Annotated in this window: 19 protein-coding genes; 14 read left to right on the plus strand and 5 right to left on the minus strand. The window is 67.6% G+C overall.

Features of this window, described 5'->3' with window-relative positions; all coding sequences use genetic code 11:
* The first annotated feature begins 65 nt into the window (after nucleotides 1-65).
* The 7 genes from rpmI to QP045_RS05515 all read left to right on the plus strand — a co-directional run bounded on the left by rpmI (nucleotide 66) and on the right by QP045_RS05515 (nucleotide 6,859).
* On the plus strand, nucleotides 66-269 hold the full coding sequence (gene rpmI / locus QP045_RS05485; RefSeq protein ID WP_125961808.1) for a 50S ribosomal protein L35: 204 nt from the start codon (nucleotides 66-68) through the stop codon (nucleotides 267-269).
* A gap of 13 nt (nucleotides 270-282) precedes the next feature.
* The gene (gene rplT, locus QP045_RS05490; RefSeq protein ID WP_422513958.1) at nucleotides 283-648 is read left to right on the plus strand and encodes a 50S ribosomal protein L20; all 366 of its coding nucleotides are present in this window, start codon (nucleotides 283-285) and stop codon (nucleotides 646-648) included.
* A gap of 106 nt (nucleotides 649-754) precedes the next feature.
* A complete protein-coding gene (locus QP045_RS05495) occupies nucleotides 755-1,375 on the plus strand; it encodes a LysE family translocator (protein ID WP_422513959.1) in 621 nt (206 codons plus the stop codon).
* A gap of 74 nt (nucleotides 1,376-1,449) precedes the next feature.
* Entirely contained in the window at nucleotides 1,450-2,526 is a 1,077-nt protein-coding gene (pheS, locus tag QP045_RS05500) for a phenylalanine--tRNA ligase subunit alpha (RefSeq protein ID WP_422513960.1), read from the plus strand.
* Nucleotides 2,523-4,901 (plus strand): phenylalanine--tRNA ligase subunit beta, encoded by a 2,379-nt coding sequence (pheT, locus tag QP045_RS05505; protein WP_422513961.1) that lies wholly within the window; start codon nucleotides 2,523-2,525, stop codon nucleotides 4,899-4,901. The genes pheS and pheT overlap by 4 nt, the downstream gene beginning before the upstream one ends.
* The gene (locus QP045_RS05510; protein WP_422513962.1) at nucleotides 4,894-5,766 is read left to right on the plus strand and encodes an aldose 1-epimerase family protein; all 873 of its coding nucleotides are present in this window, start codon (nucleotides 4,894-4,896) and stop codon (nucleotides 5,764-5,766) included. The genes pheT and QP045_RS05510 overlap by 8 nt, the downstream gene beginning before the upstream one ends.
* 58 nt (nucleotides 5,767-5,824) lie before the next feature.
* Entirely contained in the window at nucleotides 5,825-6,859 is a 1,035-nt protein-coding gene (locus QP045_RS05515; RefSeq protein ID WP_422513963.1) for a glycosyl hydrolase family 43, read from the plus strand.
* A gap of 5 nt (nucleotides 6,860-6,864) precedes the next feature.
* Here the strand turns inward: QP045_RS05515 and QP045_RS05520 are convergent, their stop codons facing one another.
* The gene (locus QP045_RS05520; RefSeq protein WP_422513964.1) at nucleotides 6,865-7,452 is read right to left on the minus strand and encodes a lysozyme inhibitor LprI family protein; all 588 of its coding nucleotides are present in this window, start codon (nucleotides 7,450-7,452) and stop codon (nucleotides 6,865-6,867) included.
* 194 nt (nucleotides 7,453-7,646) lie between these two features.
* Here QP045_RS05520 and QP045_RS05525 point away from each other — a divergent pair, with 194 nt between their 5' ends.
* The 6 genes from QP045_RS05525 (at nucleotide 7,647) to QP045_RS05550 (ending at nucleotide 15,699) form a co-directional block, all read left to right on the plus strand.
* Complete coding sequence (locus tag QP045_RS05525; RefSeq protein WP_422513965.1) at nucleotides 7,647-8,933, plus strand: 3-methyl-2-oxobutanoate dehydrogenase (2-methylpropanoyl-transferring) subunit alpha; 1,287 nt, start codon at nucleotides 7,647-7,649, stop codon at nucleotides 8,931-8,933.
* A gap of 50 nt (nucleotides 8,934-8,983) precedes the next feature.
* The gene (locus QP045_RS05530) at nucleotides 8,984-9,988 is read left to right on the plus strand and encodes an alpha-ketoacid dehydrogenase subunit beta (RefSeq protein ID WP_422514136.1); all 1,005 of its coding nucleotides are present in this window, start codon (nucleotides 8,984-8,986) and stop codon (nucleotides 9,986-9,988) included.
* Entirely contained in the window at nucleotides 9,988-11,298 is a 1,311-nt protein-coding gene (locus QP045_RS05535) for a dihydrolipoamide acetyltransferase family protein (protein WP_422513966.1), read from the plus strand. The genes QP045_RS05530 and QP045_RS05535 overlap by 1 nt, the downstream gene beginning before the upstream one ends.
* Before the next feature lie 51 nt (nucleotides 11,299-11,349).
* On the plus strand, nucleotides 11,350-12,588 hold the full coding sequence (locus QP045_RS05540) for a class I SAM-dependent methyltransferase (protein ID WP_422513967.1): 1,239 nt from the start codon (nucleotides 11,350-11,352) through the stop codon (nucleotides 12,586-12,588).
* Nucleotides 12,589-12,721: 133 nt separating this feature from the next.
* On the plus strand, nucleotides 12,722-13,939 hold the full coding sequence (locus tag QP045_RS05545) for an argininosuccinate synthase (RefSeq protein WP_422513968.1): 1,218 nt from the start codon (nucleotides 12,722-12,724) through the stop codon (nucleotides 13,937-13,939).
* A 146-nt stretch (nucleotides 13,940-14,085) separates the two neighbouring features.
* Nucleotides 14,086-15,699, plus strand: coding sequence for a hypothetical protein (locus QP045_RS05550; RefSeq protein WP_422513969.1), 1,614 nt, complete (start codon nucleotides 14,086-14,088; stop codon nucleotides 15,697-15,699).
* Between the two features lie 42 nt (nucleotides 15,700-15,741).
* Here the strand turns inward: QP045_RS05550 and QP045_RS05555 are convergent, their stop codons facing one another.
* The 4 genes from QP045_RS05555 to QP045_RS05570 all read right to left on the minus strand — a co-directional run bounded on the left by QP045_RS05555 (nucleotide 15,742) and on the right by QP045_RS05570 (nucleotide 20,290).
* The gene (locus QP045_RS05555; RefSeq protein WP_422513970.1) at nucleotides 15,742-16,875 is read right to left on the minus strand and encodes a GNAT family N-acetyltransferase; all 1,134 of its coding nucleotides are present in this window, start codon (nucleotides 16,873-16,875) and stop codon (nucleotides 15,742-15,744) included.
* 61 nt (nucleotides 16,876-16,936) lie between these two features.
* Nucleotides 16,937-18,256 (minus strand): mechanosensitive ion channel family protein, encoded by a 1,320-nt coding sequence (locus QP045_RS05560; protein WP_422513971.1) that lies wholly within the window; start codon nucleotides 18,254-18,256, stop codon nucleotides 16,937-16,939.
* Nucleotides 18,257-18,263: 7 nt separating this feature from the next.
* Nucleotides 18,264-19,508 carry a cystathionine beta-lyase gene (gene metC, locus QP045_RS05565; RefSeq protein ID WP_422513972.1) on the minus strand — a complete coding sequence of 415 codons (1,245 nt, stop codon included), beginning with the start codon at nucleotides 19,506-19,508 and terminating at the stop codon, nucleotides 18,264-18,266.
* The gene (locus QP045_RS05570; protein WP_422513973.1) at nucleotides 19,463-20,290 is read right to left on the minus strand and encodes a sulfurtransferase; all 828 of its coding nucleotides are present in this window, start codon (nucleotides 20,288-20,290) and stop codon (nucleotides 19,463-19,465) included. Before QP045_RS05570 ends, metC begins: the two co-directional genes overlap by 46 nt.
* Before the next feature lie 104 nt (nucleotides 20,291-20,394).
* On the opposite strand from QP045_RS05570, the gene queF reads away from it, so the two are divergent.
* Complete coding sequence (queF, locus tag QP045_RS05575) at nucleotides 20,395-20,841, plus strand: preQ(1) synthase (protein ID WP_422513974.1); 447 nt, start codon at nucleotides 20,395-20,397, stop codon at nucleotides 20,839-20,841.
* The last annotated feature ends 7 nt before the right edge of the window (nucleotides 20,842-20,848 follow it).

The raw sequence follows: 20,848 nt of genomic DNA on the forward strand, positions 1-20,848 counted from the left end.
GGGATCGCCCGGCCAAAAGGGCTGCCGCGGCGATCTTCTGGGTTGTGTCACACAAGGAGACCAAAATGCCCAAGCTCAAGACCAAGAGCGGCGTCAAGAAGCGGTTTAAGTTCACCGCCACCGGTAAGGTGAAGCACGGTGTTGCCGGCAAGCGCCACCGCCTGATCAGCCACAATGCCAAGTACATCCGCCAGAACCGGGGCACCTCGGTGCTCGCCGACGCCGACGTTGCACACGTCAAGGCGTGGGCACCCTACGGCCTGCGTTAAGGAGTACTGATACATGGCACGCATCAAGCGCGGCACGACGACCCGGACGAAGCACAAGCGTATTTTGGATCAGGCGAAGGGCTATTATGGCCGTCGCAAGAACACGATCCGCATTGCGCGTCAGGCCGTCGAAAAGGCCGGCCAGTACGCCTATCGCGACCGCAAGGTTAAGAAGCGGACCTTCCGCGGCCTCTGGATCCAGCGCATCAACGCCGGCGTCCGGGCTGAGGGTCTGACCTATTCGCAGTTCATGCACGGCCTCAAGCTCGCAGGCATCACCCTGGACCGGAAGGTCCTGGCCGATATCGCGATGCACGAAGGTGCGGCATTTAGCGCCATCGTCGCTCAGGCGAAGGCGGCGCTGCCCCAGGCCGCCTAAGCGACCTGTAGCGTACGCGAGAATCGGGGCGTCGGTGGCAACACCGGCGCCCTTTTCGTTTCCGCCTTGTGCCCGGGGGCGCAAGGGAATGGCGGAAAGGCATGAAATGGCCATGCATCTCTGGTGGCTCTACGTCACCGCCGTGTTCCTGATCGCCGGCACGCCCGGACCCAACATGCTCCACGTGATGGTGCAGAGCATCCACCACGGCCCGCGTCGCGCGGTCTTCTCGATGGCGGGACTGATGAGCGCGGTGCTGCTGTGCATCCTCGCCTCCGCACTGGGGCTCGGCGCGATGCTCCAGGCGTCGCCGCGGCTTTATGGCGCGCTGCGGATCATAGGCGCGGCCTATCTGATCTGGCTGGGGATCAAGGCGTGGCGGGCGCCCGTCACGGCCGGACCCCGGGTCGACGGCGTCACCCGCAGCCGGCCGGGTGCGCTCTATGCCGCCGGTCTCGGCACCGGCCTGTCCAACCCGAAGCTGATGGTCTTTGCCGCCGCCTTCTTCCCCCAGTTCCTCGATCCCAGCCGTCCATTCTGGCTGCAGCTGGGGATCCTGGTGGCGACCTTTGTCGTCATCGAGGGCGGCTGGTACACGGCCTATGCGCTCGGCGGCCGCACGCTGGCTCGCTGGCTGGCCCCGGAGCACCGCCAGCGCCGCTTCAACCGTGCGACCGGCACCTTGTTTCTGGGGTTCGGCGGGCTTCTGCTCGCCGCCCGTGCCTGACGCCGGTTGCGGAACGGCTTGACCTTGCGCGCCGACTGGGGTTCGGACCTCCCAATCTTGCGAACGGAATTCCAATGACCACCGATCTCGAACAACTGGGCGCCGACCTGCTGGCGGCGATCGACGCGGCCGCCGGGCTCGATGCGCTGGAGGCGGTGCGCGTCCATGCGCTGGGCAAGCAGGGCGCTGTCACCGGCCTCCTGAAGACGCTCGGCGGCATGACGCCCGAGCAGCGCCAGAGCGAGGGACCGCGCATCCACGCCCTGCGCGAATCGGTCACGTCGGCGATCGCCGCGCGCAAGGCCGCGCTCGAGCAGGCGGCACTGGATGCCCGCCTCGCCTCCGAAACGCTCGACATGACGCTTCCGGTCGACCGCGTCGCCCCGGGCAGCGTCCACCCCGTCAGCCAGGTGATGGACGAACTCGCCGAGATCTTCGCCGACCTGGGCTTCGCGGTCGCGACCGGTCCCGAGATCGAGGACGACTGGCATAATTTCACCGCGCTCAACATTCCGGAGACGCATCCGGCGCGCGCGATGCACGACACCTTCTATCTGGCCGGCGAGCACGAGCGGCCGATGGTGCTGCGCACGCATACCTCGCCCGTGCAGATCCGCACGATGGTGTCGCAGAAGCCGCCGATCCGCATCATCGCACCCGGCCGCGTCTATCGTTCGGACAGCGACGCCACCCACACGCCGATGTTCCACCAGATCGAAGGGCTGGTGATCGACAGGGGCATCACGCTCGCGCACCTCAAATGGACGCTGGAGACCTTCCTCAAGGCGTTCTTCGAGCGCGAGGACATCGTGCTGCGCCTGCGCCCCAGCTACTTCCCCTTCACCGAGCCTTCGGCGGAGGTCGACATCGGCTACACGATGCAAAAGGGCAAGCGCGTGGTCGGCGGTTCGGAAGGATGGATGGAGGTGCTGGGTTCCGGCATGGTCCATCCAAAGGTGATCGCCGCCTGCGGCCTGGATCCGGACGAGTATCAGGGCTTTGCCTTTGGCACCGGCGTCGACCGGCTCGCGATGCTGAAATACGGCATGGACGACCTGCGCCCGTTCTTCGACGGCGACCTGCGCTGGCTCAAGCACTATGGCTTCTCGGCGCTTGACGTGCCCACGCTGTCGGGGGGAGTGGGCGCATGAAGTTCACCCTTTCCTGGCTGCGCGAGCACCTCGACACCGACGCCTCGCTCGACGCGATCCTCGACGGCCTCACCCGCATCGGGCTGGAAGTCGAGGGCGTCGAAAACCCGGCCGCGCGCCTCACCGGCTTTCGCGTCGCCCGGGTCCTGACCGCCGAGCGCCATCCCCAGGCCGACAAGCTCCAGGTCCTTTCGGTCGATGCCGGCGATGGCCCGCTGCAGGTCGTTTGCGGTGCCCCCAACGCGCGCGCCGGCCTGGTCGGCGTGTTCGGCATGCCCGGCGCGGTCGTCCCCGCCAACGGCATGGAACTGCGCGTGGCGGCGATCCGCGGCGTCGAATCCAACGGCATGATGTGCTCGACCCGCGAGCTGGAACTCGGCGAGGATCACGACGGCATCATCGAGCTTCCGGCCGATGCGCCGGTCGGCACGGACTTCGCCGATTATGCCGGCCTCGACGATCCCGTCATCGACATCTCGATCACCCCCAACCGCCAGGATTGCATGGGCGTGCGCGGCATCGCCCGCGACCTTGCTGCCGCTGGCCTGGGAACGCTGCGCCCGCTCGACGCGGTAATCGGCGGCCTGCCGCAGATCTCCCCGCAGGGCACCGGTCCCGACGTGTCCACCCAGGACCCGGAGGGCTGCCCCGCCTTCTACGCACAGACGGTATCGGGCGTGGCCAACGGCCCCTCCCCCGACTGGCTCCAGCGCCGGCTGACCGCGGTCGGCCAGAAGCCGATCTCGGCACTCGTCGACATCACCAACTTCGTGATGCTCGGCCTCGGCCGTCCGCTCCACGTCTATGACCGTGCCAAGCTCCAGGGCGGGCTTGTGGCGCGCAAGGCTGTCGCCGGCGAGCAGGTGCTCGCACTCAACGGCAAGACCTACACCCTCGACGGCGGCGAGACGGTGATCGCCGACGCGGCCGCGGTGCACGACATCGGCGGCATCATGGGCGGCGAGCATTCCGGCGTGTCGGAGACGACCACCGACGTGCTGATCGAGTGCGCCTATTTCACGCCCGAGGCGATCGCCCGCACCGGCCAGAAGCTGGCGCTCACGTCGGACGCACGCCAGCGTTTCGAGCGCGGCGTCGATCCGGCCTTCCTTGACGAGGGGCTGGAGATCGCGACCCGCCTGGTGCTCGCATTGTGCGGTGGCACCCCCAGCGAGGTCACCCGCGCGGGTGAGCCGCCGGTGGCGCCGCGCGTCATCGCCTACAACCCGGGCCTTGCCGAGACGCTGGGCGGGCTGGCGGTTGCGCCCGAGCGCCAGCAGCAGATCCTCGAGAGCCTCGGCTTCGTCGTCGACCTGGAATGGCAGGTCGTGGTGCCGAGCTGGCGCCGCGACATCGACGGCCCGGCCGATCTGGTCGAGGAAGTCATCCGCATCGAAGGCATCGACAAGGTGCCCTCGACGCCGCTGCCCCGTCCTGCCGGCGTCGCCCGGCCCACCGCCACGCCCGAGCAGAAGCTGGAGCGCCGGCTCCGCCGCTCGGCCGCGGCCCGGGGCCTGCATGAGGCGATCACCTGGAGCTTCATCGGCGAGGACGCGGCCGCGTCGTTCGGCGGTGGTGCCTGGACTCTCGCCAACCCGATCAGCGAGGACATGAAGGTCATGCGCCCCTCGCTGCTGCCGGGGCTGCTGTCGGCTGCGAACCGCAACCTCAAGCGTGGCGCCACCGGCGTGCGGCTGTTCGAGATCGGCCGCCGCTATCTCGCGGATGCCGAGCGCCTGACGCTCGGCGTCGTCCTCGCCGGCGAGCAGCGCGCCCGCGGCTGGCAGGCCGGCAAGGCCGCAGCCTTCGACGCGTTCGATGCGAAGGCAGAGGCGCTCGCACTCCTCGAAGCGGCCGGCGCTCCGGTCGCCAACCTCCAGGTGATGGACGGCGCGGGCGATGCCTATCACCCCGGCCAGTCCGCGACGCTGCGCCTCGGGCCCAAGACGGTGCTCGCCGCCTTCGGCACGCTCCATCCGCGCATCGCCAAGGCGTTCGACCTGCCCGGTTCCGTGGTTGCGGTCGAGCTGTTCCTGGATGCACTGCCGGGCAAGCGCGGCAGCGGCTTCATGCGACCGGCCTATGCGCCGCCCGCGTTGCAGGCGGTGACGCGCGACTTCGCTTTCCTGGTGCCGACGGCCGTCAGCGCCGACGCGCTGGTGCGCGCGGTGCGCGGCGCGGACAAGGCGGCAATCGTCGACGCGCGGCTGTTCGACGTCTTCACCGGCGCGGGCGTCGAGGAAGGTATGAAGTCGCTCGCCGTGGAAGTGACGCTGCAGCCGGGCGAAAAGAGCTTCACCGACGCGGAGATCAAGGGCGTGGCCGACAAGGTCGTCGCTGCCGCGGCCAAGCTGGGGGCCAGCTTGCGTGGCTGATCGGGTGGAGATCGGCAACGGCATCCTCACGGCGGCGATCGATCCGCTGGGCGCCGAGCTCGTGTCGCTGCGCGATGCGCAGGGACGCGAGCTGATGACCAACGCCGATCCCGCCTATTGGACCGGCCACGCGCCGATCCTTTTTCCGATCGTCGGCCGGCTGGCGGGCGACCGCTACCGGCTCGACGGCCGGGACTATGCGCTTCCCCAGCACGGCTTCGCGCGCCGGCGGACCTTCACGCTTGCCGAGCAGTCGGCCGAGCGCGTGCGCTTCCGGCTGGAAGACGATGCCGAGAGCCGCGCCGTCTACCCGCGGGCGTTCGCGCTCGACGTCACCCATGCGCTCGAAGGCGCGACGCTGACGACGACGGTGACGGTCACCAATCGCGATACCTGCGATCTGCCGGCCAGCATCGGCTTCCACCACGCCTTTGCCTGGCCGCTCCCTTATGGCCGGCCGCGCGACGCCCACCGCATCACCTTTGAGACACCGGAGCCTGCGACCCTCGCCTCGATCGAGGACGGGCTGATCGCCCCTGCCCCGCGCCCGAGCCCGCTCCAAGGGTGTGTGCTCCCGCTTTCGGACGATCTCTTCACCGAGGATGCGCTGGTCTGGCGGCAGCTTAAGAGCCAGTCACTGCGCTACGACGCAGGCGAGGGCCCGGCACTGCAGATCGGCTTCCCCGACACGCCGATGCTCGGCATCTGGACCAAGCCCGGCGCCGCCTTCATCTGCGTTGAGCCCTGGCACGGCATCGCCGACCCGGTCGGCTTTGACGGAGAGATCTGGGACAAGCCCGGGATGATGCGGGTCGCCCCCGGCGCGAGCCGCAGCGCGGTCATGTCGGTGACGCTGCTGCCCTGACGGGCTGGACAAGGCCGCCCTCTCCCATTTGTATGACGAACGTCATCGGGAGAGCAGCATGCGAAGCCAGTGGGTGGGCCGCCTCGCGGCCGGGATCGCCGCCCTTTCCGCCCTGCTTCCCGCGGCCGCTCAGGTCGCCCCCGGCGGGCCCGTCACGCCGCATGTGGACCCGGCCCGGGCCTATCTGTTCGCCCACATGACCAAGGAACGCTACGGCGTCCTCCACTATTCGGTGAGCCTCGATGGTTTCCACTGGACCCGTCTCAACCGCGGCAAGCCCGTCTCGAGCGACTATCGCGGCCACGCCTCGATCGCGCAGGGCCCCGACAACCGTTATTATCTGGTCGGCAACAACAGCGACGAAGACCCATTCATCCGCTTCTGGGTGTCGGACGATCTGGTGCGCTGGACACCGTTCGGCAGCTATCGGCCGGACCTCAGCGACATTCCCGGCCACCCCCATGCGATGCAGCGGATCGGGGCGCCCAAGCTGCTGTTCGACAAGCGGACCGGCCAGTTCCTGCTGACCTGGCACACGCCGAACGAGGACGGCAACCGCGACGATCCGGAACGCTATTGGGCGAGCCAGCGCACGCTGTACGTGCAGTCGCCGGATCTCAGGACCTTCGCCGCCAAGCCCCGGCGCCTGTTCAGCTGGGACATGGCCACCATCGACACGATCGTTCAGCCCGACCCCCGGGGCGGCTATTGCGCGGTCATCAAGGACGAGCGCTATCCGTCCTACGAATGGACCACGGGCAAGACGATCCGCATCAGCTGCGCCGCCAGCCTGCTAGGCCCCTATCCGCTGCCCGGCGCACCCCTCAGCCCGAATTTCCGGGAGGCGCCGACGCTGATCCGGTCGCCCGACGACAAGGACTGGCTGCTCTTCTACGAGCAATATGCCGGCACGAGCTATGGCCTGTCGGTCGCCCCGACACTGCAGGGCCCCTGGTTTCAGCTGTCCGGCAACACCGGCGTGCCGGAATGGAACCGCTACGAATTGCCGGCAGGGACGCGTCACGGTGCGATGCTGCCGATCAGCCGCGCGCAATATGACGTTCTGCGTGCTGCCTTCCCCGCTGGCGACTGACCCGGTCAGCCCGCCATCGGCTGAAGGACGATTCGCCGGCGCACCGTCTCTTTCAGCAGGCAGGCGGGGATTTCGATCCGATCGATCGTCCCGCCGGTGGCACGCGCCTCACAATTCGCACCCCGGCGCTTGATCCAGGCGCGCTCCTCGACCCGCAGCTGGGCCTGTTCGGCCGGGCCGCGCTTGTCCATGGCGGATTGATAGGCGCCGTTCAGCCGGTCGTCCTGCCGCGCCAGCTCGGCCTGGATGCAGGCCGCCATCGCCGGCGTCACGCCCTTGGCCGCATCGCCGCTGTTGAGGCATGTGTCGAGCTCGGGCGAATACTGCGCCTCGATGTCGGCGTCGGAGATCTGAAGCGCTGGCGTCTGCGGGGATGCCGCTGCCGATGGAGCTGCCGCCGGCAGTTCGGGCTCTACTGCCGCTGTCGCGACCGGGCCCGGTGTTGCAATCGCCTCCGCCTCCGGCTGGACAATGCCATTGTCGACGATGCCATCATCGGCAGGAGCCGGACTGCCGCCGCCGCAGGCGGTGACGAGCAGGATCAGCGCCAGGCCGCAGCCGCGCATCGCGAGGTGGTTCGAAACTCTGACCATAGGATCTCCGTAGCAGGCTCCTGAGCCCAGAACGCTGAGAGCGGCTGCAATTGTCTCATGAAACCACCCATCCGCCGCTACGTTGCAGTGCAGCGACGATCGTGGCTTTCGCGGGCCGTTGAAATTTTATAACACGCGCTTGAAACGAGTCTGCGCGGGATTTCGGTCCCGGACGGCAGGCCTAGGAGAGACGAGTGAGCGAAGAATCGCTGCGACCCAATCTGCCGCCGCTGGCGCTGCACGTGCCGGAACCCCGCTTCCGACCCGGCGATGCCGTGGACTTTGCCGAGGTCGCCATCCCCCCCGCCGACGCCGCGCGGCGCCCCGATACCAGTGCCCCTGCGGCCGAGTTCCACGAGCTCGCCTATACGCTGGTGCGCGTGCTGGACGAGGACAACCAGGCGGTCGGCGCCTGGAACCCGCGGCTAGCGCCCGAAGCGCTGCGCCGGATGCTGCGCGCGATGGCCCTCACCCGTGCCTTCGACGAGCGCATGTTCCGCGCACAGCGGCAGGGCAAGACCAGCTTCTACATGAAGTGCACGGGCGAAGAGGCCGTTGCGGTCGCCGCGACGATCGCGCTCGACTATGAAGACATGTGCTTCCCCAGCTATCGCCAGCAGGGGATCCTCATCACCCGCGACTATCCGCTGGTCGAGATGATGAACCAGATCTACTCGAACCGCGGCGACAAGCTGCACGGCAAGCAGTTGCCGATCATGTATTCGGCGCGCGACACCGGCTTCTTCTCGATCTCGGGCAATCTCACCACCCAATATCCCCAGGCGGTGGGCTGGGCGATGGCATCCGCGGCCAAGGGCGACACCCGCATCGCCGCCGCCTGGTGCGGCGAGGGGTCGACCGCGGAGGGCGACTTCCACTCCGCCTGCACCTTTGCCGCCGTCTATCGTGCCCCCGTCATCCTGAACGTCGTCAACAACCAGTGGGCGATTTCCAGCTTCTCGGGCTTCGCCGGCGCGGAAGCCACGACCTTTGCCGCCCGCGCAATCGGCTATGGCATTGCCGGGCTGCGCGTCGACGGCAATGACGCCCTCGCCGTCTATGCCGCCACCCGCTGGGCCGCGGAACGCGCCCGCACCAATCAGGGGCCGACGCTGATCGAGCACTTCACCTATCGGGCCGAGGGGCACTCCACCTCGGACGACCCTTCGCAATATCGCTCCGCCGACGAGGCCACCGCCTGGCCGCTCGGCGATCCCATCGCCCGGCTGAAGGCGCATCTCGTCGCGATCGGCGAGTGGGACGACGAACGCCATGCTGCGATGGATCGCGAGGTCGCCGAGCAGGTCCGCGCCGCCCAGAAGGAGGCGGAGAAGAACGGCGTGCTCGGCCACGGCCTGCACCAGCCGCTCGACAGCCTGTTCGACGGCGTGTTCGAAGAGATGCCCTGGCACCTGCGCGAGCAGCAGGCGCAGATGCTTGCCGAGGAAACGGCCTCTGGCCGGCCGTGGGCGCGCAAATGAGCGAGGAACTGGCGATGACGGACAGCGGCGCTCCGGGCGAAACCGCGCCCATGAACATGATCCAGGCGATCAACTCCGCGCTCGACGTGATGATGGGCCGCGATCCCGACGTGATCGTGATGGGGGAGGACGTCGGCTATTTCGGCGGCGTGTTCCGCGCGACCGCGGGCCTGCAAAAGAAATACGGCAAGACCCGCGTCTTCGACACGCCGATCACCGAGACCGGGATCGTCGGCGTCGCAATCGGCATGGGTGCCTATGGCTTGCGCCCGGTGCCCGAGATCCAGTTCGCCGACTATATCTACCCCGCGCTCGACCAGCTCGTCTCCGAAGCGGCACGGCTGCGCTACCGTTCGGCCGGTGAGTTCATCGCGCCGATGACGGTGCGGTCGCCGTTCGGTGGCGGCATCTTCGGCGGCCAGACGCACAGCCAGAGCCCGGAAGGCATCTTTACGCACGTTTCCGGCATCAAGACGGTGATCCCGTCGACGCCCTATGATGCCAAGGGGCTGCTGATCGCCGCGATCGAAGACAATGATCCCGTCCTCTTCTTCGAGCCCAAGCGCATCTACAACGGCCCGTTCGACGGACATTGGGACCGTCCGGCGAAAAGCTGGGCGCAGCACCCGGCCGCCGTGGTTCCGACCGGCTATTATCGCATTCCGTTGGGCAAGGCGGCCGTGGTCCGTCCGGGCGAGGCGCTCACCATCCTCGCCTATGGCACCATGGTCCATGTCTGCCAGGCGGTGGTCGAGGAAGCCGGCATTGATGCCGAGATCCTCGACCTGCGCACGCTCGTGCCCCTCGACATCGAGGCGATCGAGGCGTCGGTGAAGAAGACCGGCCGCTGCATGATCGTGCACGAGGCGACGCGCACGTCCGGCTTCGGCGCCGAATTGTCGGCGCTCGTCCAGGAACGCTGTTTCTACCATCTCGAGGCGCCGATCGAACGCGTTACCGGCTTCGACACGCCCTATCCGCACAGCCTGGAATGGGCCTATTTCCCCGGCCCCGTCCGCATCGGCGAAGCGCTCAAGAAAGTGATGAGGACCTGATGGCACGCTTCAGCTTCCGCCTGCCCGACATCGGCGAAGGCATTTCCGAGGCCGAGATCGTCGCCTGGCACGTCGCCATCGGTGACCGCATCGAGGAAGACGGCCGCATCGCGGACATGATGACCGACAAGGCGACGGTCGAGATGGAAAGCCCGGTCGCCGGCATCGTGATCGAACTCGCGGGCGAGCCCGGCGACAACATCCCGATCGGCTCCACCCTGGTGGTGATCGAGACCGAGGAGGAGACCGAGAGCGAAACCGTGGTCGCCGAGAACCCCGGCGTCGAGATCGTCTCCGATGCAGGGGCCGATGCTCCCGAACCCACGGCCGAGCCGACGACCGCCCCCGCCCCGGCGGCGACAGAGGCGCCGGTAACGGACGCGACCGAAACCCGGAGCCCGCAAGCAGCGACGAGCGGCACGGCAGCAGCGCCCAAGCACGTCCTCGCCTCCCCCGCGGTGCGCGCGCGCGCGGCCGACCTCGGCATCGACCTGTCGCAGGTACGCACGGAGACGGATCGCGTCCGGCACTCCGACCTCGACGCGCACCTGCGCTACGGCCAGTCCCAAGGCTATCACGCGCCCCACGCGAGCCGCGCCCGTGCCGACGAACCGGTGAAGGTAATCGGCATGCGTCGCCGCATCGCCGACAATATGGCCGCGTCCAAGCGCCACATCCCGCACTTCACCTATGTCGAGGAGGTCGAGGTGACGGCGCTGGAGGCGATGCGCGCCGACCTCAACGCCAACCGCGGCGACCGGCCCAAGCTGACGCTGCTTCCGCTGTTCATCGCAGCGCTCTGCCGCACCCTGCCCGATTTCCCGATGCTCAACGCCCGCTATGACGACGAGGCGGGCGTGGTCACGCGTCACGGCAGCGTTCATCTGGGCATGGCGACGCAGACCGATGCGGGGCTGATGGTGCCGGTGATCCGCGACGCCCAGGACAAGAACGTCTGGCAGCTCGCGGCCGAGATCACGCGCCTCGCCGAAGCGGCCCGTACGGGCAAGGCACGCTCGGAAGAGCTGTCTGGCGGCACGATCACCGTCACCTCCCTGGGGCCTCTCGGGGGCGTCGCGACGACCCCGGTGATCAACCGCCCGGAAGTGGCGATCATCGGTCCCAACCGCATCGTCGAGCGCCCGGTGTTCGTGGACGACGGCCGCGGCGGGGATGCGATCCGGCGCGCGAAGCTCATGAACGTGTCGATCTCGTGCGATCATCGCGTGGTGGATGGCTGGGATGCCGCAAGCTTCGTCCAGGCGCTGAAACGCCTTCTGGAAACGCCTGTGCTCCTGTTCGCGGACTAAAAACGAACCGGACGGTAGCTTTCGGAGGGCGGAACGATTAGCCTTCCGCTCATGGCGCTGATCGACATGTTTTTCGCGCGGGCCGTTCGAAAGGGCCAGCTGACCGTCCACCATGCCAACGGGGGCACCGGCCGCTTCGGTACGCCGGACCCGGACTTCCCCAACGTGACGATCCGCTTCACGGATCGTCGCGTGCTGGCCTCGATCATCCGTGATCCGAGCCTGGGTGCGGCCGAGGCGTTCATGGACGGACGGCTGGTGATCGAGGAGGGCGACATCCGCGACCTCCTGGTGCTGTTCAAGAAGAACAACCTCTGGGAAGCGGGCGAGAGCAAGCTGAAGGCGCGCGGCATGCGCAGAGTCGCGAACGCCGTGTTCCACCGGCTCGACCGCTACAACCAGGCCCGCCAGTCCAAGCGTAACGTCGCCCATCACTACGACCTGTCCGATCGGCTCTATGACCTCTTCCTGGATGCCGACCGCCAGTACAGCTGCGCCTATTTCACGGACCCGGAAAACAGCCTTGAACAGGCGCAGGTCGACAAGAAGGCGCACATCGCCGCCAAGCTCGCGCTGCAGCCCGGCATGCGCGTGCTCGACATCGGCTGCGGCTGGGGCGGCATGGCCCTCTACCTCCATCGCAAGACCGGCGCCGAGGTGCTGGGTGTCACCCTGTCCGAGGAACAGCTCAAGGTCGCCCGCCGCCGTGCGGAGGAAGCCGGCGTCGCCGACAAGGTACAGTTCGAACTGATCGACTATCGCGCCGTCGAGGGCCAGTTCGACCGCATCGTTTCGGTCGGCATGTTCGAGCATGTCGGCCCGCCGCAGTATCGCACCTTTTTTGCCAAGTGCCGCCAACTGCTGAAGCCGGACGGCGTGATGCTGCTCCACACCATCGGCCGCCTGGGCGGCCCTGGCGTCACCGACCATTTCACCGCCAAGTACATCTTTCCCGGCGGCTATATCCCGGCGCTGTCGGAGATCGTCCGCGCAAACGAGGGGAACAAGATGTTCCTCACCGACGTCGAAGTGCTGCGCCGCCATTATGGCTTTACGCTCGCCCATTGGTACGATCGCGCAGTCGCCGCAAAGGACGCGATCGTGGACCTGTACGACGAGCGCTTCTTCCGAATGTGGACCTTCTATCTCGCCGGCTCCCAGGTCAGCTTCGACTATGGCGGCATGGTCAATTACCAGGTCCAGTTCGCCCGTTCGCGCGACGCGCTGCCGCTGACCCGCGACTATATGCTGACCAAGGAACGTCGCCTGCACGAGACGGCGACCGCCTGACCTCCGCGTGCCGCTTGCGGAAGGGTCGCGCGAGGCATAGAGCGCGCGCGCAACCTGCCCGTTTTTGACAAGCGCCGGTTTGGCCTGCCCCAGCACGCAGGCCGCCGGCGAGGGCGTTTCGGAGAATGAGCTGATGGCCGACAAGATCAATCGCGTGGTGCTCGCCTATTCGGGCGGCCTCGACACGAGCGTGATCCTGAAATGGCTGCAGACCGAGTACCAGTGCGAGGTGGTGACGTTTACCGCCGATCTCGGCCAGGGTGAGGAGCTCGAGCCCGCCCGCAAGAAGGCCGAGCTGATGGGCGTGAAGCCCGAGCACATTTTCATCGACGATCTGCGCGAAGAATTCGTGAAGGATTATGTGTTCCCGATGATGCGCGCAAACGCGCTCTACGAGGGACTCTATCTGCTCGGCACCTCGATCGCGCGCCCGCTGATCGCCAAGCGCCAGATCGAGATCGCCAAGCAGGTCGGCGCCGACGCCGTCAGCCACGGCGCGACCGGCAAGGGCAACGACCAGGTCCGCTTCGAGCTCGGCTATTATGCGCTGCAGCCCGACATCAAGGTGATCGCACCGTGGCGCGAGTGGGACCTGACCAGCCGCACCGCGCTGATCGACTTTGCCGAAAAGAACCAGATCCCGGTTCCCAAGGACAAGCGCGGCGAGAGCCCCTTCTCCACCGACGCGAACCTCCTCCACACCTCCTCCGAGGGCAAGGTGCTCGAGGATCCGTGGGAGGAAGTGCCCGACTACGTGTTCTCGCGCACCGTCTCGCCCGAGGACGCGCCCAACACGCCCGAGATCATCACGGTGGATTTCGAGGGTGGTGACGCGGTTGCGGTCAACGGCGAGGGCATGTCGCCCGCGACCCTGCTCGCCAAGCTCAACGACCTCGGCCGCACCCATGGCATCGGCCGCCTCGACCTGGTCGAGAACCGCTTCGTCGGCATGAAGAGCCGCGGCATGTACGAAACCCCGGGCGGCACGATCCTGCACGCCGCGCACCGCGCGATCGAACAGGTCACCCTCGACCGTGGCGCCGCGCACCTGAAGGACGAGCTGATGCCCCGCTATGCGGAGCTGGTCTACAACGGCTTCTGGTTCTCGCCCGAGCGCGAGATGCTGCAGGCCGCGATCGACCACAGCCAGACCAAGGTCACCGGCACCGTCCGGCTGAAGCTCTACAAGGGCGGCGTCCATGTCATCGGCCGCAAGTCGCCCTACTCGCTCTACTCAGAGAAGGTCGTGACCTTCGAGGACGACCAGGGCGCGTACGATCAGCGCGACGCTGCCGGCTTCATCAAGCTGAATGCCCTGCGCCTGCGTCTGCTCGGCCGCCGCGACCGTTAAGGCACTGCGGGGCCGGTGCATCCGCGCCGGCCCCGCCCCTCACATTACAGATGTCGCAGCTTCTGCCCCCCGCTTCGCGACGAGCCGAGCCGCGCGTCGATGCGCATTCGCTTGCCGACCGGCAGATGCCAGCTAAAAGCAGGGCCATGCAGGGGGATAGCGCAACGCTACATTGGTGGCAGACGCGGTGGTTCGTGTTCGCGGTGGCGATCCTGGCCGCAGTACCGCTGATCTGGCCCCAGATCCCACCGCTCGTCGACCTGCCCGGCCATATGGGCCGTTACCGCGTCCAGCAGACCATCGGCACCGGCGCGGCGCCCTGGCTGGCCGACTGGTATAACTTCCACTGGAGCCTGATGGGCAATCTGGGGGTCGATCTGCTGATCGTGCCCCTCCAGCCGATCCTGGGCCTGGAGCTTTCGGTCAAGCTGATCGTGATGGCGATCCCGGTGATGACCGCGGTCGGCCTGTTGTGGATCGCACGCGAAGTGCACGGCCGCATCCCGGCCACCGCGCTCTTCGCCTTGCCGCTGATCTACAACTATCCCCTCCACTTCGGCTTTGTGAACTTCGCACTGTCGATGGCGTTCGCGCTCAACGCGTTCGCGCTGTGGCTGCGGCTCGGGAGGTTGGGCAAGCTGCGGCTGCGCGGCATCATTTTCGTGCCGCTGGGGGGGCTGATATGGCTCACCCATACCTATGGCTGGGGAACGCTGGGCGTCCTGGCTGCCTCGGCAGAGCTGATCCGGGAGCATGACCGCCGCCGCAACTGGTTCGCGGCGATCTTCCACGCCGGCCTCCACTGCCTGGTGCTGGCCCCGCCAGCGCTGCTGATGCTGTTGTGGCGTTCAGGCCATGTCAGCGGCCAGACCGGCGACTGGTTCAACTGGCGGCTGAAGATGCAGTGGGTCACGATGGTGCTGCGGGACCGCTGGCAGCTCTACGACCTTGCGTCTCTGGCGGTGCTGTACGTGGTGCTGTTCAAGGGCATCCGCGACCCCAACATCCAGTATTCGCGCAACCTGGGCCTGTCGGCGCTGTTCCTGCTCGCCGTCTACCTGCTGCTGCCGCGCATCGTGTTCGGCTCCGCCTATGCCGACATGCGACTGGTGCCTTATCTGTTCGCGATCGCGCTGATCGCGCTAAGGCCAAAGCCCGGCATGTCGATGCGCCACGCATCGACCGTTGCTGCCCTGGGCCTAGCCATTTTCGTGGTACGGATCGGTGCGACCACCGCCAGCTTCGCGCTCTACGACCGCGACTATGACCGGGAGCTCGCGGCCCTTCCGCACGTGCCGGTCGGCGCGCGCCTCATCACCTTTATCGGCGAGACCTGCCACAACGAGTGGACGATGACCCGGCTGCAGCACCTGCCCGGCATCGCGCTCGAACGGCGGCTCGCCTATGCCAATGACCAATGGTCGATGGTCGGCGCGCAGCTGCTCACCACCCGCTATCCCGCGCGCGGTTTCTCGCATGATCCGTCGCAGATCGTCACCGACGTCCAGTGCCCGCGCGAATGGTGGCGGCCGATCGCCGGCGCCCTCAGCCGCTTTCCGCGCGACAAGTTCGACTATGTCTGGATGATCCGGCCGCCCCACTATGACCGGCGTCTGGAGCAGGGGCTGATCCCGGTGTGGCGCAATGGTACGAGCGCGGTCTTCCGCATCGATCACAGCCGCCGTGCTGCCGCGCTGCTGCCGACTGACCTCTACGGCCCCGCCGGCAAGCGCATCAAGCGGCCCGCCCGCGACTCCTGATGCTGGCCCCCGGCGGGGGCAGGGGCGGACGAAGCGCCCGCCTTATCCGCGCCGGAACGGGGTGAGTTCGCCCAGATATTCCTGCTCGTGCGCGACCGCTTCCCGTTCCCGCTCCAGGAATTCGGCAACAGCACTGCGGAAGTTCCGGTTCGGCAGATAATGGGCCGACCAAGTCGTGACCGGCGCATAGCCGCGCGCCAGCTTGTGTTCTCCCTGCGCGCCCGCCTCCACCCGCTGAAGCCCGCGCGCGATCGCAGCCTCGATCGCCTGATAATAGCAGAGTTCGAAATGGAGGAACGGCACGTCCTCGGTCGCGCCCCAATAGCGGCCGTACAGGGCATCCGCCCCCACCAGGTTGAGCGCCCCCGCGATTGGTCGGTCGCCCCGATAGGCCAGGATCAGCAGCACCCGATCCCCCAGCCCCTCTGTCAGCAATGGAAAGAAGGAGCGGGTCAGATAGGGGCGTCCCCACTTCCTGCTGCCGGTGTCCTGGTAAAAGGCCCAGAACGCGTCCCAATGCGCCTCGGTGATCTCGGCACCGGCAAGGTGCCGGATCGTCAGCCCTTCCACCGCCGCGGCGCGTTCCTTGCGGATCGCCTTGCGCTTGCGGCTGGCAAGGGCACCCAGGAACGCGTCGAAGTCGGCATAGCCATGGTTGTGCCAGTGGAACTGGGTGCCCGCGCGCATCAGCCAGCCCGCTGCCTCCCAGGCGGACACTTCGTCAGGGGCGATAAAGGTGGCATGGGCCGAGGACAGCTGGCTGCCCCGCGTCACCGACTCGAGCGCCGCGATCAGCGCCGGGCCATAAGCCGCGTCGCGCAGCAGCAGCCTGGGGCCGGGCACCGGTGTGAAGGGCACGGCCACCTGCAGCTTGGGATAATATTCGCCGCCCGCCTGCTGCCAGGCATCGGCCCAGGCGTGATCGAAGACATATTCGCCCTGGCTGTGCGCCTTGGCATAAGCCGGGGCGATCGCCGCGGGCTTCCCGTCGTTCCCGTCCACTACCACCGGCAGCGGCTGCCATCCCGATCGGCCGCCGACCGATCCGGATCGTTCCAGTGCCGCCAGGAAGGCGTGGCTGAGAAATGGATTGTCGGTGCCCGCGCAGGCGTCCCAATCCGCGGCGGGGATCGACAGCACCCCCTCGGCGATGCGCGCAGTGATGGCGGTGCTCACCCCGGCAATCTAGGCGCTTCGGGGCGCGCGACAAGCACCGCCCGCGCCGTTTTGGCCACGCTCAGGCGTCGGGTGTGGGTTCCTTGGGCGGGGCGGTCGGGGCGACGCCCGCGATCCCCGCCAGGCCGCTTCCGGGATCGCGCAGGATCATCTCGCGCCGGGGCACCGGAATGACGATGCCCTCTTCCTTGAACAGCACCCACAGCCGGTTCAGCACGTCGGACCGGACATTGCCGACGCCGCTTTCGGGATCGCTGATCCAGACCAGGATCTCGTGTTCGGCAGCATAGTCGCCATAGCTGGTCAGCCAGACGTTGGGCTTCGGGCTCTTGAGCACCCGCGGGCTCTCCGTCGCCGCGCGTAGCATCAGCGCCTGAGCGTGCTTCAGGTCGCTCTCATAGCCAACCTTGACCGGGATGCGCACTCGCACGTTGCGGTCGGTGAAGGACCAGTTCTCCACCTCCTGCGTCATCAGGTTCTCGTTCGGGATCAGGTGCTCCTTGCCGTCCCGCGTGATCACGGAGACCGCGCGCACGCCGATCTTGTTCACCCAGCCAAAGCTCTGGCCGACCACGATGATGTCCCCGGGCTTGATGGACCGGTCCATCAGCAGGATGATGCCCGCAATCAGGTTGCCCACCGTCTTTTGCAGGCCAAAGCCGACCGCGAGGCCCAGCCCGCCGGAAAAGACGGCAAAGGTGGTGAGGTCGATGCCCAGAAGGTCGACGCCGAAGAAGAAGGCGACGGCCACTGCCCCGATCGCGCCCAGCTTCTGGGCCAGCACCTTCTGGGTCGGGTCCAGGCTCTTGGCCCGGTCGATCGAGTGGTTGACCACCCGGTTCGCCAGGCGGACGAGCGCGTAGAGACTGACCCCGACCGCCGCGACCGATACGAGCGACAGCAACGACAGGCGCCGGCGGCCGACGTTGAAGCCGATCCCCTCCAACGTGCTCGTCACATTGTCGAACCCGCCGAACGCGTTGCTGAGGATTGCCACCAGGATCGCGGCGCCGATCGACCATGCCGCCCAGCGCGGCAGATGCAGGCCCCGCAACACGTCGATGGCGAGCCGCGCGGTTGCGAGGCCAAGGGCCAGGCCGATGCCGAACGCCGAAAGCGGGTGCCAACCATAGGAGGCGGCCACGATCGACAGCAGCGCCGCGGCGACGCCATGGCGCACGATCTGGCAGATACGCGGGGCAAGTCCCTCGATCGACCCCTCAAGATGCGTACGCCAGGCGTCCGCCAGCGGCGGGCCAAGCCTGCGTCCCGCGAGCCACCCCAGCGCAAGCGCGACAAGCACGAGCGCCAAGGCGATTCCCGCCTCGATCAGGAGAGGCGTATCCGGCACCGCGATGCCATACCCCGCGAGCCGGTTCACCGCTCTATCACCCCCGCGCCGCGCGGAATCGGGCGAGGCCGGCGTCGAGATCGGCGATCAGGTCCTCGGCATCCTCCAGCCCGATCTGCAGCCGCACGGCCGGCCCCTGCGCCTCCCAGCGCGTGGCGCTGCGGAAACGCTGTGGGTCGATCGGCACCGCCAGGCTCTCGAACCCGCCCCAGCTATAGCCGATCCCGAACAGCTCGAGGCCATCGATGAAGGCGGTCCGCGCCGTGTCGCTGCCGCCGTCGAAAACGAAGGAGAACAGGCCCGAGGGTCCCCGGAAGTCCCGCATGAAGATCTCATGGCCCGGCGTTCCCGGCATCGCCGGATGCAGCACCTTGGCGACGCCGGGCTGCTCCGCTAGCCACTGGGCAATCGCCAGTGCGCTTTGGCCGTGCCGGTCGAGCCGCACCGCCATCGTGCGCAACCCGCGCGACCCCAGGAACGCATCGTCGGGCGCGACATGCTGGCCCAGCTGGTAGCTGGTGTCGCGCAGCGCCGCGTACTTGCCGGCTGCGGCCGTAACCGAGCCGAGCATCGCGTCGGAATGGCCGACCACATATTTGGTGCAGGCCATGATGGTATAGTCGACGCCGTGCCCGATCGCGGGGAACAACAGCGGCGTTGCCCAGGTGTTGTCCAGCAGGGTCGTGACGCCCCGCGCCTTTGCCGCGGCGACGATCGCGGGCACGTCCTGCACCTCGAAGGTGAGACTGCCCGGGCTCTCCATGAAGATCGCGCGCGTGTTCGGCCCGATCAGCTCGGCAATGCCGGCGCCGATCAACGGATCATAATAGCGCGTCGTGATGCCGAAGCGCTTGAGAAGCCCCTCGGAGAGCTGGCGCGTGGGGTCATAGGCACTGTCGACCATGAGGAGTTCGTCGCCCGGCGACAGCACCGCGAGCAGCGCGGTCGAGATCGCAGCCACACCCGATGGATAGAGCAGAGTCGCCTCGGCCCCCGGCTCCAGTTCCGTCAGCGCGTCGGCCAGCGACCATTGCGTGGGCGTGCCGCGCCTGCCGTAGAACAGCTTATGATGGGTGTCCGCGGCGCCGCGCTGGCGCAGTTCCCCGACAGAGTCATAAAGGATGGTCGACGCGCGCCACAGCGGCGGGTTGACGATTCCCTGCGTCCATTCCGAGCGCCGCCCCGCGCCGACGACCCGCGTGCCGGGCCCCCGTGTCCTGGTATCGTCCGCAATGCTCACAAGGTCACCGTGGCCTTTGGCGTGCGGGGGTCCGATGCCCATTCCGTCCAGCTTCCGTCATACAAGGCTGAATCACGGCCGAGCAGGTGGAGCCCGAACGCCAGCACCGCCGCCGTCACGCCCGATCCGCAGGTGGTGACGATCGGCCGATCGAGGTCGATGCCCGACTCCTCGAACGCCGCCCGCAGCGCGTCGCCGCGCTTCCACGTCCCGTCCGCAGTGAACAGCTTGTTGTACGGCAGGTTGAAGGAGCCGGGGATGTGCCCGGTCGGCAGTCCGCGGGGGTCCTGCTCGGTTCCGTCGAAGCGCGGTGCGGACCGTGCGTCGAGCACCTGCTCGGCAGCGCTGTCGATGTTCTCCAGCATGTCCGCCTTGGTCCTCATACGGCTGCCGTCGAAGGTGACGTGGCGGATCTCATTGTGCTGAGCTCCCTCACCGGCCTGGAGCGGCCGCCCCTCCGCCCGCCATTTGGCGATGCCGCCGTCCAGGAGGCTCGCCGTTACCCCAAAGCGCCGGAGCAGCCACCAGGCGCGGGCCGCTGTGTGAAAGGGTGAGTCGTCATAGAGGACGATCGTCGCTGCATCGTCGATGCCCAAGGCGCCGAGATGGCGGGCGATGCCCGGGATTTCGCCTTCCGCAGCCGTCTGGCCCAGGCGGCCGAGATCCAGATAGGCGGCGCCCGGAATATGACCGGCCGCGAACTCCGCCGCCGCGTCGCGCGCGTCGGCGCCCGGCAAGGTTCCGAACCAGGTCGCATCCAGCACGTGCAGGCCAGGGGTCCCCAGCTGCTCTGCGAGTTCGTGGGTCGTCACCAGCGTGTCCATGCCATCTCCTTCGCGAGCCTGCCCCTGTGCTCTACGCATCCCCATCGGCGCCGTCGAGAGATCGCCCGTTCCCTTTCGGCAGCACGCGCCCTAAATGCGCGCCCATGACTCCAAAGCATCTGGGCCAGAGCAGCGGCCTGCCGGCGTCGCCGGAACAGGCCGAGCTCGACTATGTCCCCAACCCCCGTCCAGGCTCGCGCTACTGCGTGCGCTTTGCCGCGCCCGAGTTCACGTCGCTGTGCCCGATCACCGGCCAGCCCGACTTCGCGCACCTGGTGATCGACTATGTCCCCGGCGAGACCATCGTCGAGTCGAAATCGCTCAAGCTGTTCCTCGGCAGCTTCCGCAACCACGGCGCCTTCCATGAAGATTGCACGGTGGGCATCGGCGAGCGCCTGTTTGCCGAGATGCAGCCGTTGTGGCTGCGCATCGGCGGCTATTGGTATCCCCGCGGCGGCATCCCGATCGACGTCTTCTGGCAGTCGGGCGAGGCGCCCGCAGGCGTGTGGGTTCCGGCGCAAGACGTACCCGGATATCGCGGCCGCGGCTGAGGGTGAA

The organism is Sphingomonas sp. 3-13AW (assembly GCF_049311085.1).
Taxonomy (GTDB): domain Bacteria; phylum Pseudomonadota; class Alphaproteobacteria; order Sphingomonadales; family Sphingomonadaceae; genus Sphingomonas.